Source organism: Rugamonas brunnea, assembly GCF_014042345.1.
Taxonomy (GTDB): Bacteria; Pseudomonadota; Gammaproteobacteria; order Burkholderiales; family Burkholderiaceae_D; genus Rugamonas; species Rugamonas brunnea.
The window spans coordinates 82,750-100,914 of record NZ_JACEZT010000011.1; the positions used below are offsets into that span (position 1 = coordinate 82,750).

An 18,165-nucleotide genomic window follows, 5' to 3' on the forward strand; every position below is an offset into this window, starting at 1 on the left:
GTGAAAGCGTGTTTATGATGTGGGCGCGGTGCGGCCTTATCACAAGACCGGCGTCCAGAAAAAAATTCCAGGCGTTCACTTTTCGGCCGGGAAACTGGAGGCCGTGCTCTAAAAGCATGCAATTCAAATAAAAAAGCCACGCGCGGCATCGATGTCGCGAGTGGCTTTTCGAATGAAGCCTGCATCTTTTATTGGTTTAAATTGTACCGCCTCGCCCCGGGGATGCGAAACCCTTTTTTCGCATTTGTATCTCCGGGGTATGAGTTTGATTAATTTTCGCCAGAAACTTTTGCAGGTTCCTGATAAATCAATAATGGCTTGGCGCCACTGGTGATGGTATTTTCATCAATCACCACCTTGGTCACATTTTGCTGGTTAGGCAATTCATACATCACGTCCAGCAAGGCATGTTCCAGGATGGAACGCAGGCCGCGCGCGCCGGTCTTGCGGGCCAGCGCCTTGCGGGCGATGGCGTGCAGCGCGGCGGGACGGATTTCCAGCTCCGCGCCTTCCATGTCCAGCAGCTTCGAGTATTGCTTGACCAGCGCGTTCTTGGGCTCGATCAGGATCTGGATCAGCGCCTCTTCCGTCAGCTCCGACAGCGTAGCGACCACAGGCAGACGGCCCACCAGCTCGGGGATCAGGCCGAACTTGATCAGGTCTTCCGGTTCCGCTTCCTGCAGCACGTCGCTGGCCGAGCGCTCGGACTTGCTCTTGACGCTGGCCGAGAAGCCGATGCCGCTCTTTTCCGAACGGTTCGAGATCACCTTGGCCAGGCCGTCGAAGGCGCCGCCGCAGATGAACATGATGTTCGTCGTGTCGATCTGCACGAAGTCCTGGTTCGGGTGCTTGCGGCCGCCCTGCGGCGGCACGGACGCCATGGTGCCCTCGATCAGCTTCAGCAGCGCCTGCTGCACGCCCTCGCCCGACACGTCGCGCGTGATGGACGGGTTGTCGGACTTGCGCGAAATCTTGTCGATCTCATCGATGTAGACAATGCCGCGCTGGGCCTTGTCCACGTCGTAGTTGCAACTTTGCAACAGTTTCTGGATGATATTCTCGACGTCCTCACCCACGTAGCCCGCTTCCGTCAGCGTGGTGGCGTCGGCGATCACGAACGGCACGTTGAGCATGCGCGCCAGCGTCTGGGCCAGCAGGGTCTTGCCCGAGCCGGTGGGGCCGACCAGCAGGATGTTGCTCTTGGCCAGCTCCACATCGTCTTTCTTGCCCAGGTGCTTGAGGCGCTTGTAGTGGTTGTACACCGCCACCGACAGGATGCGCTTGGCCGTCTGCTGGCCGATCACATACTGGTCCAGCAAGTCCTTGATTTCCTGAGGCGTCGGCAGGTCCGACTTGGCGCCCGTGACGGACTCGATGGCCGACGTCTCGTCGCGGATGATGTCATTGCACAAGTCGATGCACTCATCGCAGATGAAGACCGACGGGCCGGCGATGAGTTTCTTTACCTCGTGCTGGCTCTTGCCGCAAAACGAGCAGTACAGTAATTTTTCGCCGCTGGAGGATTTTTTGTCTGACATGGGGCAGTTTTCTTTGGTTTTCCAGGTTGTGTCCGGTGCTAGTGTGTGCGGCCCGGAAAAAATCCGCCCACGACTACATGCTACCCGAAATAAAAACGAAACGCCCGAACGTTTGAGCGTCCGGGCGTTTTTTCAGCAATTGCGCTTGGGACGCATCAAGCGCGGGAAGTCAACACTTTGTCGATCAACCCGTACTCGGTGGCCTCCTCCGCCGACAGGAAGCGGTCGCGGTCGGTGTCCTTGGCGATCTGCTCTATCGTCTGGCCCGTGCGTTCCGCCAGGATGCTGTTCAGGCGGTGGCGCAGGTAGAGGATTTCCTTGGCCTGGATTTCGATATCGGACGCCTGGCCCTGGGAACCACCGGACGGCTGGTGGATCATGATGCGCGAGTTGGGCAGCGAGAAACGCTTGCCCTTGGCGCCGGCGGCCAGCAGGAAGGCGCCCATGGAGGCGGCCATGCCGGTGCACAGCGTCGACACATCAGGCTTGATGAACTGCATCGTATCGAAGATCGCCAGGCCGGCCGAGACGGAACCGCCAGGAGAGTTGATGTACAGCGAGATATCCTTGTCGGGATTTTCGCTTTCCAGGAACAGCAACTGGGCGACGATCAGGTTGGCCATCTGGTCGTTGACGGGGCCCACCATGAACACCACGCGTTCCTTGAGCAGGCGCGAGTAGATGTCGTAGGAGCGCTCGCCGCGGCCGCTCTGTTCCACCACCATCGGCACCAGGCCGAGCATTTCAGTGTCCAACGCCGGATTTCGGTTCATTCCAGTCATTCCCTTTCCTTGTGAAGCAGACGGGCTGACCACACGGGCCAGCCCGAGCTGGATTACGCTTGAGCGTTGCTTCCCATCAGTTCGTCAAAAGCGATTGCCTTGGACGAGTTTTTCGACAGGCCCAGCACGTAGTTGACGACGTTTTCTTCCAAAACAAGTGCTTCCACTTCAGCCAAGCGGCGACGATCGCTGTAGTAGTACTTCAGCACTTCACGTGGATCTTCGTAGCTCTGGGCGAAATCTTCCACCTGGGCCTTGACTTGCTCAGGGGTCGCTTGCAGCTTCTGCTCGCCAACCAGTTGCGACAGGATCAGGCCCAGGCGCACGCGGCGCTCAGCCTTGTCCTTGAACAGTTCTGGAGGGAATGGCACGTCCTTGACGTTCATGCCGCGCTGCGCCATGTCCTGGCGGGTCATCTCGGCCAGACGCTCGGTGTCCTGGGCGATCAGTGCCTGTGGCACGTCCAGGGTGGCGGTCTTGACCAGGGTTTCCATCACGGCTTCCTTGTTGCGGGCCTTGATGCGGCCGGCCACTTCGCGCTCCAGATTGACCTTGATGTCTTCGCGCATTTTAGCGACGTCGCCATCGGCCACGCCCAGCGACTTGGCGAACTCGGCGTCCACTTCCGGCAGGTGCGCCCATTCCAGTTTCTTCAGGGTGATGGTGAACGAGGCGGTCTTGCCGGCCACGTCCTTGCCATGGTAGTCCTCAGGGAAAGCCAGCGGGAAGGTCTTGGACTCGCCCACTTTCAGGCCCACGGTGGCGGCCTCGAACTCAGGCAGCATGCGGCCTTCGCCCAGCACGAAGGCGTAGTCGTCAGCCTTGCCGCCTGGGAATTCCACGCCGTCGATCGAACCGACGAAGTCCACGGTCACGCGGTCGCCGTTGGCAGCGATCGCCGCGCCGCCGTCGCCGTGCTCACCGGCTTCGCCCTTGGTGTGGTAGTGCACGCGCTGCTTGCGCAGGATTTCGATGGTCTTGTCGATTTCGGCGTCGGTCACTTCCGACTTCACGGTTTCGATTTCCACGGCGGTCAGGTCGCCGATCACCACTTCCGGGTAGACTTCGAAGGTGGCGTCGAAGGTCAGCTGGCCTTCCGGTGCGTCGTTCTTCGGCTCGATGCGTGGGTAGCCGGCGACGCGCAGGTTGTTTTCGTTGGCGGCGTCGTTGAACGCACGGCCCACTTTATCGTTGAGCACTTCGGTTTCGATCTGATAACCGTACTGTGCTGCGACCATTTTCATAGGAACTTTGCCCGGACGGAAGCCAGGTGCACGAGCCGACTTGGCTTGCACTTTCAGGCGTTTCTCCACTTCCGTGCGGACATCAGTCAGCGGGAAGGAGATCGTGATACGACGTTCGAGTTTGCCCAAGGTTTCGACTGCAGTTGCCATGTTTAAAAATCGTCCAAAAAATTTATCTATACAGTTGGTGCGAGGAGGGGGACTCGAACCCCCACACCATTGCTGGCGTCAGGACCTAAACCTGGTGCGTCTACCAATTTCGCCATCCTCGCGGCATGTTTGCACAAAAGCAAAGGGCGACCCGTAAGTGAAAACGGTCGCCCTATCCCGCCTCGCAGTGGGAGCTTTCAACTTCAACGCGGTATTCTAACGGGTTTTTCGGCGAAATGTGGCGTTTTTTAACTTATCGCCAACACCTCGCCTACTTTCGTTTATTTACGCTTTATTTACCGCTAAATCATCCGCGCCCCGCACCGGTTTTTTCACCCGGAACCAGGCCGCATACAACGCCGGCAGGAACAACAAGGTCAACGCCGTCGCAATGACGAGGCCGCCCATGATAGCCACCGCCATCGGACCCCAGAACACGGAGCGCGACAAGGGGATCATGGCCAGCGCGGCGGCGGCGGCCGTCAGGATGATGGGGCGGCAACGGCGCACGGCCGATTCCACCACCGCATCCCACGGCTCATGGCCGGCCGCGATGTCCTGCTCGATCTGGTCCACCAGGATCACCGAGTTACGGATGATCATGCCGAACAGCGCGATAATGCCGAGGTTGGCCACGAAGCCCAGCGGACGGTGCAGGATCAGCAAGGCCATGGCCGCGCCAGCCACGCCGAGCGGGCCCGTCAGGAACACCATCAGGGCACGCGAGAAGCTGTGCAATTGCAGCATCAGCAGCGTGAAGATGATGAAGATGGCCAGCGGCAGGTTGGCTGCGATCGACGCTTCCGCCGCCCCACTGTCGGCCGCAGCCCCTTTGACGGTAATGGCATAGCCGGCCGGCAAGCGCGCGCGCAAGGCGTCCAGCTTGGGATTGATCTGACCCGAGACGGTCGGCCCCTGGATGCCGTCGACCACGTCGGTCTGCACCGTGATGGCCCATTCCCTGCCCTCGCGCCACACGACACCGGGCTCCCACACGAAATGGGCGCGCGCCAGCTGGCTGATGGTGACGGATTTGCCATTGGCCGTCGGGATATTGGTATCGTTGAGCACGGAGATCGTGTTGCGCTCCTCCAACGGCTGGCGCACCTGGATGTCGATCAGCTTATTGTTCTCGCGGAACTGGCCGACCGTCGTGCCGGACAGGATGGTGTTGGCGGCGCGCATCACCGTCTGAGAGGTCACGCCGAGCGCGCGCATCTTGTCCTGGTCCAGGTCCAGGCGCAGCACCTTGATCGACTCGTTCCAGTTATCGTTCACGCCCACCGTGTTGGGGTTGGCGCGCATGATGTCCTTGACCTCGTCGGCGATGGCGCGCACTTTCTCGACCTGCTCGCCCGTCACGCGGAACTGCACGGGGTAAGGCACGGGCGGGCCGTTGGGCAGCAGCTTGACGCGGCCGCGCACTTCCGGGAAGTCGGTCTTGAAGATGTCGATGATCTTGTTGCGCAAGGCTTCACGCGCGTGCAGGTCCTTGGGCAGCACGACGATCTGCGACACGTTGGTCTGCGGGAAAATCTGATCGAGCGGTAAATAGAAACGGGGGCTGCCCGTGCCCACGTAACTGGTCACGCTGTCCACGCCTTCCTGCTTGGAAATGAAGGCTTCGAACTTCTTCACCTGCGCCTCGTTGGCGGCGAAGGTCGTGCCCTCCGGCGTCCACATTTCGACCATCAGCTCCGGCCGGCTGGAATCGGGGAAGAACTGCTTTTCGATGAAATTGAAGCCATACACGCCCAGCGCGAACACCAGCAAGGTGGCGGCGATGGTGGTCTTGCGGTACTCCACGCACCAGTTGACGACGGCGCGGAACTTGCGGAAACCGGGTGTATCAAACAGTTCATGGTGGCCGTTCGCATGCGGCTTGACCTTGAGCAGCACGTAGCCGAGGTAAGGCGTGAACACGACCGCCACCACCCACGAGATGACGAGGGCCAGCGCATTGACGGAGAACAGGGAGAACGTGTATTCGCCGGCCGCCGATTTGGCCAGGCCGATCGGCAGGAAGCCGGCCACCGTAATCAACGTGCCCGTCAACATGGGCAGCGCCGTCGAGGTGTAGGCGAAGGTGGCCGCTTCGAAGCGCGACATGCCCTCCTCCATTTTGCGCACCATCATTTCCACGGCAATGATCGCATCATCGACCAGGAGGCCCAGCGCAATAATCAGGGCGCCCAGCGAAATCTTGTGCAAGTCGATGTCGAGCATGCGCATGAACAGGAAGGTGACGGACAGCACCAGCGGGATGGTCAACGCCACCACCAGGCCGGGGCGCGCGTCGAGCCGGAACGGCTTGGTGTGCAGGCCCAGCGACAGGAAACTGACGGCCAGCACGATCAGCACGGCTTCGATCAGCGTGTGCACGAACTCGCCCACAGAGGCCGTCACAGCCGCCGGCTGGTTGGACACGCGCTCCAGTTCAATACCGACGGGCAGCTTGGCCTTGAGCTGGTCCACGGTCTTCTGCAAGCCCTCGCCCATGCGGATGATGTTGCCTCCCTTCTCCATCGACACGCCCAGGCCGATCACTTCCTTGCCGTTGTAGCGCATCTTGTCCTGCGGCGGGTCCTGGTAGGCGCGCTTGACGGTGGCAAAGTCGCCCAGGCGGAACGTGGTGCCATTGGCGCGCAACTCCAGCTCCTCCAGGTCCTTGACCGTCTTCAGGGCGCCCGTCACCCGTACTTGCAGATTATCGGTCGGCGTCACCAGCACGCCGGTCGACTCCACCGAGTTCTGGGTCGCGATCTGGTTGACGATGGCTTCAAACGGGATGCCGAGCTGGGCAAATTTCTTGTGCGAGAACTCGATGTTGATCTTCTCGTCCTGCACGCCGAAGAGTTCCACCTTGGACACCAGTGGCACGTTCAGCAGTTGCTGGCGCACGAAGTCGGCGTAGTCCTTCATTTCCGCGTAGGTAAAGCCGTCGCCGGACAGCGCGAAGATGGAGCCGAAGGTGTCGCCGAATTCGTCATTGAAGAACGGGCCGATCACGCCGGGCGGCAGCGTGCCGCGGATGTCGCCTATCTTCTTGCGCACCTGGTACCAGGACGCGTTGGTATCCTTGGGCGACGCCGATTCGCGCAGCTTGAGGATGATGACCGTCTCTCCCGGCTTGGAATAGCTGGAAATCTCGTTGATGTCGGGGGTTTCCTGGAGTTTCTTCTCCAGCTTGTCCGTCACCTGCTCCGCCATCTGCAGCGAGGTGGCGCCCGGCCACATGGCGCGCACCACCATGGCGCGGAAGGTGAACGGCGGGTCCTCGTCCTGGCCGAGGTTGGTGTAGCTGAGCATGCCACCGATCAGCAGCACGGCGATCAGGTAGCGCGTGAGCGGGATGTGTTCCAGCGCCCAGCGCGAAAGATTGAAGCCGCCCTTCATCATATGGCCGCCTCGCCGTTGCCCAGCGCGGCGCTGGCGCCGACCGGACGGGCCGGCTTGGCGGGCAGGTCATCGCCCAGGATTTTGACTTTCTGACCCGGCTTTAGCAGGTTCACGCCGGCCGTGACGACGGTCTGACCGGGCGCCACGCCCTTGGTCAGCACCAGTTCATTGCCGGCCACGCCACCGATGGCGACCGGGACCAGCTTGACAGCGCCGTTTTCCACCACCCACACCGAGGTGGCCGACTTCTCGTAGAACAAGGCCGTCAACGGCACTTTGATCTGGGGCACCGGCGTCTTGGAGGCGAACTGCACCACGGCCGTCATGCCCAGCTTCGCTTCGGTCAGGCTGTCGGGAATCTTCACCTTGACCGTGTAGGTGCGGGTGGACGGATCGGCCACAGGGGAAATTTCACGGATCGTGCCGGCCACGGACTTGCTTGGATCGGCCCACAGGCGCACCTGCACGTCGGGCACATGGCGCAGCGTTTCAACCTTGTCTTCCGGCAGGCCGATTACGATTTCCTTCTCGCCCGCCTTGGCCACGCGCACCACGGGCGTGCCGGGCGCGACCACCTGCCCCACTTCCGCGTCCACGGCCGTCACCACGCCGTCGATGTCGGAGACCAGGTTGGCGTAGCCGGCCTGGTTGGTCTGGCCGCGATACGCCGCATTGGCCGAATCCACGCTGGCCTGGGCCGCCTTGAATGCCGAATCCTTGGCATCGAGCACGGCCTGGCTGACGAAGTTCTTGGCGCGCAACTCCTGGTAGCGCTTCAGTTCAGCGCTGGCCAGGTCGCGGCTGGTTTCGGCCGCGCGCAACCCGGCCAGCGCTTGCGCCTGCGCCAGCTGCAAATCCTGCGGATCGAGCTCCATCAGCACCTGGCCATGTTTGACCAGCGCGCCGACATCGACCTTGCGGGTAACGATCTTGCCGCCCACACGGAAGCCGAGCCGCGATTCCACGCGCGCCCGCACTTCGCCGGAAAATTCAGCGTTCACATCGATATCGCTGCTGGCCAGCACCATGGCGCGCACGGGACGGATGTCTTCCGTCTTTTCAGCAGGTTTGGAGCAGGCGCTCAGCGCCACAGACAAGACCATCAACGAGGCGATCGGAATCGGATGGGGCAATCGCAGGTATTTCAGGGCGGACACGGTGTTTTCCTTTATGATGCGGGCGGTTCGATTTTGTCTCACGGCAACACGTTGTTCATCTTGTCTCCTTGGTGCGTGACAGCCAGCCAAAAACTTGCTGTGGATTCAAGATGCCTCTACTATTACAGGTTGGAAATTAATGACTTTCCGTTAAGTAATTATAAACCGCTCTGTTTCGTTTGCAAATGACTTTTGCGTCATTTATTTGAATACTCCCTCTATGCCTGTAGAACATTACGAAAATTTCCCGGTAGCATCGATCTTGCTACCGCGCCGGCTGCGTCCCGCGGTGGAAGCCATCTACGCCTTCGCCCGCAGCGCCGACGACCTGGCCGACGAGGGTGATGCCGCACCGGAACAGCGCCTGGCCGCCCTGGCCGGCTATGAGGCCGCACTGGCCCGCATCGAACAGGGCGCCGACACGCACGAGCCCATGTTTGCCCGGCTGGCCGCCGCCATCCGCCAACATGAATTGCCGATGCGGCCATTCTACGACCTGTTGTCAGCCTTCAAACAAGACGTGATGGTGAGCCGCTACGCCACCTACGACGCCCTGCTCGACTACTGCGCGCGCTCGGCCAATCCGGTCGGCCTGCTGATGCTGAGCCTGTATGGCCAGGCCGACGAGGAAAACGTGCGCGACTCCGACGCCATCTGCACCGCTTTGCAACTGATTAACTTCCTGCAGGACGTGGCGATCGACACCCACAAGGAACGGATTTATATCCCGCTCGAAGATCTGAGCCGCTTCGCCATCTCGCCTGCCGCGCTCGACCATCCGGACGCGCGCCCGCGCTGGCGCGCCATGATGAAGATGGAAGTGGACCGCGCGCGCGCGCTGATGCTGAGCGGCGCGCCGCTGGCATTGCGCCTGAACGGCCGCATCGGCTTCGAACTGCGCATGGTGGTGCAAGGCGGCCTGCGCATCCTGGACGCCATCGAGGAAGTCGAGTACGACGTGTTCCGCCGCCGGCCGCAACTGGTCAAGCGCGACTGGCTGTCCATCTTTTGGCGCGCCGCACGCATGAAAAAAGACATGAAAACCCTGGCGCTGGCATAAGAATCCACGCCAACCGCCTTTGCAACGGGCGCCGTCCTATAGAATAGCGCCTTCGATAGTCACACCTAGCAACAACGACCATGTCCCCCGACGAATACTGCCAACAAAAGACCGCCCAGAGCGGCTCCAGTTTCTACTACAGTTTCCTGTTCCTGCCGCCGGAACGGCGCCGCGCCATCACGGCGCTGTACGCGTTCTGCCGCGAAGTGGACGACACGGTCGATGAATGCACGGACGAATCCGTGGCGCGCATCAAGCTGGCCTGGTGGCGCAAGGAGATCGCCGGCATGTACGAGGGCAAGCAATCGCACCCGGTCACGCAGGCGCTGCAACCGCACCTGGCGCCTTACAAGCTGGAGGAAAAGCACCTGCAAGCCATCATCGACGGCATGGAAATGGACTTGAACCAGAGCCGCTACCTCGATTACAAGGCGTTGTCGCGCTATTGCTGGCATGTGGCCAGCGTGGTGGGCATCCTGTCGGCCAGCATCTTCGGCGCTACCCGGCCGGAAACCCTGCAATATGCGGAAAAGCTGGGCCACGCCTTCCAGCTCACCAACATCATCCGCGACGTGGGCGAGGATGCGCGCAAGGGCCGCATCTACCTGCCCATCAACGAACTGCAGCAATTCAACGTGACCGCCGCCGACCTGCTGAATGCCAAGCACAGCGAGAACTTCGAACAACTGATGAAGTTCCAGGTCGCGCGCGCGCAAACCGCCTACGACGAAGCCTTCGCGCTGCTGCCCAAGGAAGACCGGCGCGCCCAGCGTCCGGGCCTGATGATGGCGGCCATCTACCGCACCCTGCTGGTCGAGGTCGAGGCCGACGGCTACCACGTGCTCAAGCAACGCATTTCGCTCACGCCGATCCGCAAGCTGTGGCTGGCGTGGAAGACTTATATTCGTGGTTAAGCAGCAGGACAGGCGAGAACCGGGCATGGCCGAACGCAGCGTAGCCGTCGTGGGTGGCGGCTGGGCTGGTTGCACGGCGGCCGTCGAACTGGCCCGCCAGGGCTGCAAGGTCACGGTGTTCGAAGCGGCCCGCGTGCTGGGCGGACGGGCGCGCCGCGTCGTCACCGACCGCGCACTGCTCGACAACGGCCAGCACATCATGCTCGGCGCCTACAGCGCATCCCTGCGCCTGCTGAAGACGGTGGGCGTGCGCGAACAGCAGGCGCTGCTCAAGCTGCCGCTGCAAATGCGCTATCCGGCCGGCAGCGGCGGCATGGATTTCATCGCGCCGCGCCTGCCCGCCCCGCTGCACCTGCTGGGCGCCCTGCTGCGCGCCAAGGGGTTGCAGCGCGAAGACAAGCTGAGCCTGGCGCGCTTTTCCACCACGGCCCGCTGGATGGGCTGGCAGTTGCACCAGGATTGCAGCGTATCGGAACTGCTGGAACGGTTCGACCAGACGGCGCGCCTGATCCAGCTGATGTGGCGGCCGCTGTGCCTGGCCGCGCTCAACACGCCGCCGGAGCGGGCGTCGGCCCAGGTGTTCCTGAACGTGCTGCGCGACAGCCTGGGCGCGCGCCGCAGCGCGTCGGACATGCTGCTGCCGCGCGCCGACCTCACCGCCCTGTTCCCGGGCGCCGCCGAAACCTGGTTGCAATCGCACGGCGGCACCGTGCGCACCGGCGCCAAGGTACAGGGGCTGGCCCGGCTGCAGGACGGCCGCTGGCAAGTGAGCGCCAGCGGCGAGGCCGTGGGCGGCCAGTGGAACGCCCCGTTCGACGGCGTGGTGCTGGCCACCTCGGCCAGCCAGGCAGCCGTGCTGCTGCATGGCATACCGGACGCGGACCTGAATCCGCTGTGCGCGCGCCTGACGGCGTTCGAATCGGAAGCGATCACCACCTGCTACTTGCAATACGCCAAGGACGTGCGGCTGGAGCTGCCCTTCTTCGCCCTGCTCGATGCGCCGGAACGGTATCAATGGGGCCAGTTCGTGTTCGACCGGGGCCAGCTCGACGCGCACAACGCGGGCCTGCTGGCGGTGGTGGTCAGCGCCTCGGGCGGCGCCGCCGAACAAGGGCAGGACTTGCTGGCCGAAGCGATCGCCGTGCAACTGGCCGACGTGTTCCAGCGCCCGGAGCTGGGCCAGCCGCTGTGGTTCAAGGTGATCACGGAAAAGCGCGCCACGTTCGCCTGTGCGCCGGGACTGGACCGGCCCGGCAACGCCACGGGACTGGCGCGGCTGGCCATCGCCGGCGATTACACGGCCAGCGACTATCCGGCCACGCTGGAATCGGCGGTGCGCAGCGGCGTGGCGGCCGCCGCGACCTTGTGGAACACGCCGCCCTGATCCCCGGATTCGGTCGCCTGCCCCGCCAAATGCGCAGCCTGTCGCATGGCGCTGGCTGGCGGGGCCGCGCTTGCGTACAGTCGCATCATCGGCAGCCACACCCAAGCGGGGACAGAAATGAACATCGCGCTCAGCTTCAAAATCATCGCCGTGCTGACCCTGGTGGTCGCCAGCACGGCGGCCATCGTGCAAATGGAACAAGTAACGGCGGCGCAAAACAGCGCGCAGTTGCATAACCGATAAGTACTTGATAAGTAAAGCAGCATCAAGATGAGCAAACAGGAATATCTGGACGCCCTCAAGCGGGCCATGACGGGTTTGCCGCCGGACACGGTGGCCAAGACCCTGGCTTACTACGAACAGCGTTTCATCGATGGCCTGGTGGCGGGACGCGAAGAAGCGGAGATCGCGCGCGAGCTCGATGAGCCGCGCAAGATCGCCATGACGCTGCGCGCCAACCGGCACCTGCACGCCTACGAGCAAAGCAAGAATCCGGCAACGCTGCTGCGCATGCTGATGTCGTTCGCCGGGCTGGCCCTGTTCAACCTGTTCATGGTCATCCCCGCCATGGTCTACGCTTCGCTGCTGATGGCCGTCTACGCCAGCGCGTTCGCTTTCTACATCTGCGGCATCGCCGTCACCGCCAGCGGCCTGTCGGGCCAGAATGAACTGGCGCTGGAAGGCCCGCTGCGGCAACTGGCGATTATCGACCATGACGGCCCGGACGATCCCACGCTGGAGGTGCGCATGGCCATCAGCAAGATGGGGATACGGATGTTCGTCGATACGCCGCCTGCCGACGCCAGCGACGAAGCACACCAGGGCGCGGGCCTGCTGGACCGCGCCGAAGCCGTGGCCAACGGCGACCTGCGCGTGACAACGGATTTCGACAAGGGCGCGCGCACCACGCAGGCCCTGGTCGGCCTCGGCATGGTGTTGGCGGGGATCGCCCTTTGCCTGCTCAGCCTGGTGGCCACCCGCTTTACCGTGGCCGGGCTGAAGCGCTACGTGCAAATGAATATGTCGCTGCTGCGAGGACACTGACGCCATGACGCGAGGATTAATCAAAGTCGCCGCCAGCCTGCTGCTGCTGGCATTCCTGCTGATCGGCGTGTCCTACAGCATGCTGCGCTCGTATGGACGCAGCAATCCATCCAGCGCCGCCGGCCGCGCGCCCGGCAGCGAAGTGCGCAAGATAGGCAAGGAAATCAACACCGTCGAGCTGAATGGGCCGATCGACCTGACGCTGACCCAGGGCGACACGCCCTACATGAAGGTGCGCGGCGAGCAGCGCCTGCTGGGCAACGTGGAGACTGCGCTCGACGGCAACACCGTCCACATCGGCCCCAAGGGCATGTTGCTACACCACCGCCTGCCGCTGCAGGTAGTAATGGTGCTGCCCGACCTGCGCGAACTAAATGTGCACGGCAGCGGCGACGCCACCGTCAACGGCTTCAGTGGCGAGAAATTCAAGCTGGCGCTGCACGGGTCGGGCAACGTGACCTTCAACGGCCGTTACAAGAACCTGGCGGCCGGCGTGCATGGCACGGGTGACCTGAACCTGAACGCGGGCAACAGCGAGCATGTGGCGCTGGAGATGGTGGGCTCCGGCCAGATCACTTCCAGCGGCAGTTGCAAGACACTGAACGCGGAGCTGACTGGCTCGGGCGACCTCGACGCCCAGCACCTGGCCTCGGACCAGGTCAGCGTGAACCTGAACGGCTCGGGCACGACGGCCGTTTTCGCCAAACAGAAAGCTGACCTGACGCTGCGCGGCAGCGGCGACATCCGCGTGCACGGCAATCCGGATAACCGCAACGTGAGCCGCACCGGGTCAGGCGAAGTGACGTGGGATCAGTGAGCGCTTGACGCCACAAAGGTTTCGACGCGTCCGCATGGCTTCGCGGCGCCTCGAAAAACAGCCAATTCGTCATTCCCGCGCAGGCGGGAATCCATGCATTGCCTGCACTCCCTCCATGCTCATCCTCAAAGCACGCGGCCTATGGGTTCCCGCCTGCGCGGGAACGACGTACTTCTGAGTACCTTCAATCTTCAATGCCCGGCGCGCAGCCACGCCAGCGCCTGCTGGCCCGCTGCCAGGCCGCCGGCCAGGCAGGCCGTCAGCAGATAGCCGCCCGTCGGTGCTTCCCAGTCGACCATTTCGCCGGCCACGAACACGCCCGGCACCGCCTTCAACATGGTGCCGTCCAGCGCATCGAAACGCACGCCGCCGGCGCTGCTGATCGCCTCATCGATGGGACGTGGCCGCAGCAAGCGTACCGGCAGCGCCTTGATGGCTTGCGCCAGCCGCTCCGGATTCGCGTATTCCTCCGCGCTGATGCACTCGCGCAGCAGGCCTGCCTTCACGCCCTTGATGCCCAACCGGCTTTGCAGGTGGCTGGACATGGAACGCGCGCCACGCGGGCGCTGCACCTCGTCCAGCACCCGCTGCGCCGTCAAATCTGGCAGCAGGTCGAGGAAGATGGTGGTGCTGCCGTTGGCCGCTATCTGGTCGCGCAACGCGGCCGACAGTGCGTAGATCAAGCTGCCCTCCACTCCGCCCGCAGTGACCACGAACTGGCCCTGTTTGCGCAACGGTTTGCCGTGCGCGTCGGTCGACAGGATCGCGACCGTCGTCAACGGGTGGCCAGCATAACGGCTGCTGAAATGCTCGCTCCAAGCCACGTCGAAACCGCAATTGGCAGGCACCAGTGGCGCCAGCGCCACGCCACGCCCGGCCAGCAAGGGCAGCCACGCGCCGTCCGACCCCAGCCTTGCCCAACTGCCGCCGCCCAGCGCGAGGATGGCCGCATAGGCTTGCACCGTCAGTTCGCCATCAGGGCCGGCGAACAACAGCGCGCCGTCGCGCCAGCCCAGCCAGCGGTGGCGCATGTGGAAGCGCACGCCCTGCTCGCGCAGCCGGTGCAGCCACGCGCGCAGTAGCGGCGCCGCCTTCATATCGGTCGGAAAGACACGGCCGGAGGTGCCGACGAAGGTATCCACGCCCAGGCCATGCACCCAGTCGCGCACATCCTGCGGGCCGAACGCGTCGAGCATGGGGCGCAGCGCTTCGGCGGCCTTGCCGTAGCGGGTGACGAAATCGGGGTAGGGTTCAGCGTGCGTGATGTTCATGCCGCCGCGCCCGGCCAGCAGGAACTTGCGGCCAACGGAGGGCATGGCGTCGTACAGGTCGACCTGCGCCCCGCCCTGCGCCAGGGTCTGGGCCGCCATCAGGCCGGCAGGGCCGCCGCCGATCACGGCGACACGAAATTGTGGGGTACTGGACTGCATGGCGCCGTTCCGAAAACTGTGGTTGAAAGCCAGGCCCGAAGCTGGCGTGGCGGCTGTCAGTCCGGGCGGGACGGGGAATGCGGCGTGTCCAGGTCGGGTGGCGATACGGTGTACCGGTGGGCTGGGTGCTCAGCCGCCCGTCACCGGTGGGAAGAAGGCCACTTCGCAGCCTTCGCTCAAGGCGGTATCGGCTGCGCACATCACCTGGTTGCAGGCCATGCGCAAGGCGCGGCCTTCATCGAGCGCGGCTGCCCATTTGCCGCCACGTGCGACCAGGTGGGCGCGCACGTCGCCCACCGTCGTGGCGTCAGCGGGAAGCGCCAGCGTTTCGGTCGAGGTGCCGAGCGTTTCGCGCACGCTGGCAAAGAATCGCAGCGTAATATTCATCGTCGTTTCTATCTAAAAAGTGGATCAGAAATGGTTCAATGTTGAACTAATTCAGTAATTCGCTAAACGGTATAAATCGTACCGTGTCGCCGGCCATGATGCTGCGGCCGGGAGGATTGTCGATCACGCCATCGCCCCAGACGGTCGACGTGAGCACGCCGGAACTCTGGTTGGTAAACAGATCGAGCCCGCCCTTGTCGTTGAAGCGGGCGCGCAGGAATTCATTGCGCCGGTCCGGCTTGGTCCAGTCGAAATCGGCGCGCAGTGGATAGGCGCGCGGCGTGAGCGCCCGGCTGTCCTCCACGCCCTGCAGGCGCAAGATGAACGGCCGCACGAACATCAGGAAAGTGATGTAGCTCGACACGGGATTGCCCGGCAGGCCGATGAAGAAGGCTTGCTGCACTTCGCCAAAGGCCAGCGGCTTGCCCGGCTTGACGGCGATCTGCCACATATTGAGCTTGCCCTCCGCTTCCACGGCCGGCTTGATGTGGTCTTCCTCGCCGACGGACACGCCGCCCGAGGTGATGATCAGGTCATTCTGCTGCGCGCAGTCGCGCAGCACCGCACGGGTGGCGTCCAGCGAATCGGGCACGATGCCGTAATCACTAATCTCGCAGCCCAGGTTTTCCAGCAGCGCGCGCAGCGTGAAGCGGTTGGAGTTGTAGATCGCGCCCGGCGCCAGCGGCTCGCCCGGCATGGTCAGCTCGTCGCCGGTAAAGAACACGGCCACCTTGAGCTTGCGCCGCACCGGCAGTTGCGCCAGGCCGACAGAGGCGGCCAGGCCCAGTTCCTGGCTGCGCAGCCGGGTGCCTGCCGGCAGGATGATGCTGCCATTGGTGATGTCCTCGCCGGCGCGGCGTATCCATTCACCTGGCTTGGGCGCATGGCGCACGGTGACCAGGTTGCCGGTCGCTTCGCACTGCTCCTGCATGACGACGGCATCCGCCCCTTCCGGGATCAGCGCGCCGGTGAAGATGCGGGCCGCCGTGCCGGGCAGCAGCGGCTGGCCCACGTGGCCGGCCGGGATGCGCTGCGACACCGTCAGCGTGGCCGCGCCGTCGGCGCAATCGGCCGAGCGCACCGCGTAGCCATCCATTTGCGTATTGTCCTGCCCCGGCACGTTCATCTCCGACACCTGGGCCTTGGCCAGCACCCGGCCATTGGCTTCCAGCGTGGGGATGACCTCGACGTCAGCCACGGGACGCGCGGCCGACAGCATGAAGGCCAGCGCCTCGCTGACCGCCAGCATCGGTTTGGGCTTGTATTCGCTCATGGTTGGCGTACTCCTTAGCGCGCTTACAGGCCGGTGTTGGCGGCGATGTAGGCTTTCATCTTCTCGACATCGGCCGGCATGACGACGAACTTCTGCGGCAGCGCTTCGATGTTCTCGAAGCCGGCCGGACGTTCCGCGTCCACACCCAGCGCTTCGAGGATGGTTTCGTTGAACTTGGCGGCCAGCGCCGTCTCCAGCACGATCATCGTCACGCCCGCTTCCATGTTCTCGCGCGCCACCTTGATGCCGTCGGCCGTGTGGGTGTCGATGGTGATGTCGTAGTCGTCGGCCACGTCGCGGATCGTGTTCACGCGGTCCGCGTGGGTCGATTTGCCGGATTTGAAGCCATATTTGGCCACCAGCTTGAATTCATCGCCATCGCTGCCTGGCTTGCCCGACAAATCGAAGCCGCCGTGCGTTTCCACTTTCTGGAACAGGGCGCGGGTGCGGTCGCCGTCACGGCCCACCAGGTCGTACACGAAGCGCTCGAAGTTGGAGGCTTTCGAGATGTCCATCGACGGGCTGCTGGTGTGGTAGGTCTCGGCCGATTTGCGCACGCGGTACACCCCGGTGCGGAAGAATTCGTCCAGCACGTCGTTCTCGTTGGTGGCGGCCACCAGCTTGTCGATCGGCAGGCCCATCATGCGGGCGATGTGGCCGGCGCAGATATTGCCGAAGTTACCCGAGGGGACAGTGAACGACACCTTCTGGTCGTTGCTGGTGGTGGCCGACAGGTAGCCACGGAAGTAGTACACCACCTGCGCCACCACGCGGGCCCAGTTGATGGAATTGACGGTGCCGATCTTCTGTTTGGCCTTGAACGGCAGGTCGTTGGACACGGCCTTGACCATGTCCTGGCAATCATCGAACACGCCTTCGACGGCGATGTTGAAGATGTTCGGGTCCTGCAGGCTGAACATCTGCGCGGTCTGGAACGCGCTCATCTTCTTGTGCGGCGACAGCATGAACACGCGGATGCCCTTCTTGCCGCGCATCGCGTATTCGGCCGCGCTGCCCGTGTCGCCGGAGGTGGCGCCAAAGATGTTGAGCTGCGCATCGTGCTTGGCCAGCGTGTATTCGAACAGGTTGCCCAGCAACTGCATGGCCATGTCCTTGAACGCCAGCGTGGGGCCGTTCGACAGCGCCTGCAGCACCAGGCGCGAGCCATCTTCGCGCTCTTCGAGCACGCGCAGCGGCGTGATCTGGCTGGCCTTCTCGCCTTTGCGGGCGTTGCAATAGACTTCCTTGGTGTAGGTCTTGGCCGTCAGGGCGCGCAGGTCAGCTTCAGGAATGTCGGTCGCGAACTTCCGCAGGATCTCGTAGGCCAGGTCGGCGTAGGACAGCTGGCGCCATTTATCCAGTTCGGCGCCCGTCACTTGCGGATATTCGGTCGGCAGATACAGGCCGCCGTCAGGCGCGAGGCCGCCCAGCAGGATGTCGGAAAATTGTTGGGAAGACGAGGAAGCGGCCGATGCGGCGGCGCGGGTAGACACGTATTGCATAGAGTAGAAAGGTCCAGTTGAGCGAACAGCGTGTGGCAAAACGATGCGATGGGCTCATATTATAGTGCGGCCGGACCCTTCCCG

15 protein-coding genes and 1 tRNA gene are annotated in these 18,165 nt (G+C 63.2%); 6 read left to right on the forward strand and 10 right to left on the reverse strand.

All coding sequences use genetic code 11. The features are described from left to right. Window positions 1-269: 269 nt before the first annotated feature. From clpX to H3H37_RS16960, 6 genes are all read right to left on the reverse strand, one after another. Window positions 270-1,538, reverse strand: coding sequence for an ATP-dependent Clp protease ATP-binding subunit ClpX (gene clpX / locus H3H37_RS16935; RefSeq protein WP_182164614.1), 1,269 nt, complete (start codon window positions 1,536-1,538; stop codon window positions 270-272). 155 nt (window positions 1,539-1,693) lie between these two features. Further along, window positions 1,694-2,311, reverse strand: coding sequence for an ATP-dependent Clp endopeptidase proteolytic subunit ClpP (gene clpP / locus H3H37_RS16940; RefSeq protein ID WP_182153523.1), 618 nt, complete (start codon window positions 2,309-2,311; stop codon window positions 1,694-1,696). A 62-nt stretch (window positions 2,312-2,373) separates the two neighbouring features. Further along, window positions 2,374-3,714, reverse strand: coding sequence for a trigger factor (tig, locus tag H3H37_RS16945; protein ID WP_182164616.1), 1,341 nt, complete (start codon window positions 3,712-3,714; stop codon window positions 2,374-2,376). 35 nt (window positions 3,715-3,749) lie between these two features. Beyond that, a tRNA-Leu gene (locus tag H3H37_RS16950) sits at window positions 3,750-3,836 on the reverse strand. 163 nt (window positions 3,837-3,999) lie between these two features. Beyond that, window positions 4,000-7,110 carry an efflux RND transporter permease subunit gene (locus H3H37_RS16955; RefSeq protein WP_182164820.1) on the reverse strand — a complete coding sequence of 1,037 codons (3,111 nt, stop codon included), beginning with the start codon at window positions 7,108-7,110 and terminating at the stop codon, window positions 4,000-4,002. Next, window positions 7,110-8,270 (reverse strand): efflux RND transporter periplasmic adaptor subunit, encoded by a 1,161-nt coding sequence (locus tag H3H37_RS16960; protein WP_311197526.1) that lies wholly within the window; start codon window positions 8,268-8,270, stop codon window positions 7,110-7,112. Before H3H37_RS16960 ends, H3H37_RS16955 begins: the two co-directional genes overlap by 1 nt. Before the next feature lie 220 nt (window positions 8,271-8,490). Here H3H37_RS16960 and hpnC point away from each other — a divergent pair, with 220 nt between their 5' ends. The 6 genes from hpnC to H3H37_RS16985 all read left to right on the forward strand — a co-directional run bounded on the left by hpnC (window position 8,491) and on the right by H3H37_RS16985 (window position 13,489). Continuing rightward, complete coding sequence (gene hpnC / locus H3H37_RS16965; protein WP_182164620.1) at window positions 8,491-9,330, forward strand: squalene synthase HpnC; 840 nt, start codon at window positions 8,491-8,493, stop codon at window positions 9,328-9,330. Window positions 9,331-9,410: 80 nt separating this feature from the next. Continuing rightward, a complete protein-coding gene (gene hpnD, locus H3H37_RS16970) occupies window positions 9,411-10,244 on the forward strand; it encodes a presqualene diphosphate synthase HpnD (protein WP_182164622.1) in 834 nt (277 codons plus the stop codon). A gap of 25 nt (window positions 10,245-10,269) precedes the next feature. Continuing rightward, a complete protein-coding gene (gene hpnE / locus H3H37_RS16975) occupies window positions 10,270-11,628 on the forward strand; it encodes a hydroxysqualene dehydroxylase HpnE (protein ID WP_182164624.1) in 1,359 nt (452 codons plus the stop codon). Window positions 11,629-11,745: 117 nt separating this feature from the next. Continuing rightward, window positions 11,746-11,871, forward strand: coding sequence for a hypothetical protein (locus H3H37_RS26055; RefSeq protein WP_255459151.1), 126 nt, complete (start codon window positions 11,746-11,748; stop codon window positions 11,869-11,871). 27 nt (window positions 11,872-11,898) lie between these two features. Further along, window positions 11,899-12,672, forward strand: coding sequence for a DUF1700 domain-containing protein (locus tag H3H37_RS16980; protein ID WP_182164626.1), 774 nt, complete (start codon window positions 11,899-11,901; stop codon window positions 12,670-12,672). Window positions 12,673-12,676: 4 nt separating this feature from the next. Beyond that, the gene (locus H3H37_RS16985) at window positions 12,677-13,489 is read left to right on the forward strand and encodes a head GIN domain-containing protein (RefSeq protein ID WP_182164628.1); all 813 of its coding nucleotides are present in this window, start codon (window positions 12,677-12,679) and stop codon (window positions 13,487-13,489) included. 191 nt (window positions 13,490-13,680) lie between these two features. Here the strand turns inward: H3H37_RS16985 and H3H37_RS16990 are convergent, their stop codons facing one another. From H3H37_RS16990 to thrC, 4 genes are all read right to left on the reverse strand, one after another. Continuing rightward, entirely contained in the window at window positions 13,681-14,919 is a 1,239-nt protein-coding gene (locus H3H37_RS16990) for a TIGR03862 family flavoprotein (RefSeq protein WP_182164630.1), read from the reverse strand. A 129-nt stretch (window positions 14,920-15,048) separates the two neighbouring features. Further along, complete coding sequence (gene moaD, locus H3H37_RS16995) at window positions 15,049-15,306, reverse strand: molybdopterin converting factor subunit 1 (RefSeq protein ID WP_182164632.1); 258 nt, start codon at window positions 15,304-15,306, stop codon at window positions 15,049-15,051. Between the two features lie 46 nt (window positions 15,307-15,352). Continuing rightward, complete coding sequence (locus tag H3H37_RS17000; RefSeq protein WP_182164634.1) at window positions 15,353-16,579, reverse strand: molybdopterin molybdotransferase MoeA; 1,227 nt, start codon at window positions 16,577-16,579, stop codon at window positions 15,353-15,355. Between the two features lie 23 nt (window positions 16,580-16,602). After that, window positions 16,603-18,081, reverse strand: coding sequence for a threonine synthase (gene thrC, locus H3H37_RS17005; protein ID WP_182164636.1), 1,479 nt, complete (start codon window positions 18,079-18,081; stop codon window positions 16,603-16,605). Window positions 18,082-18,165 lie beyond the last annotated feature (84 nt).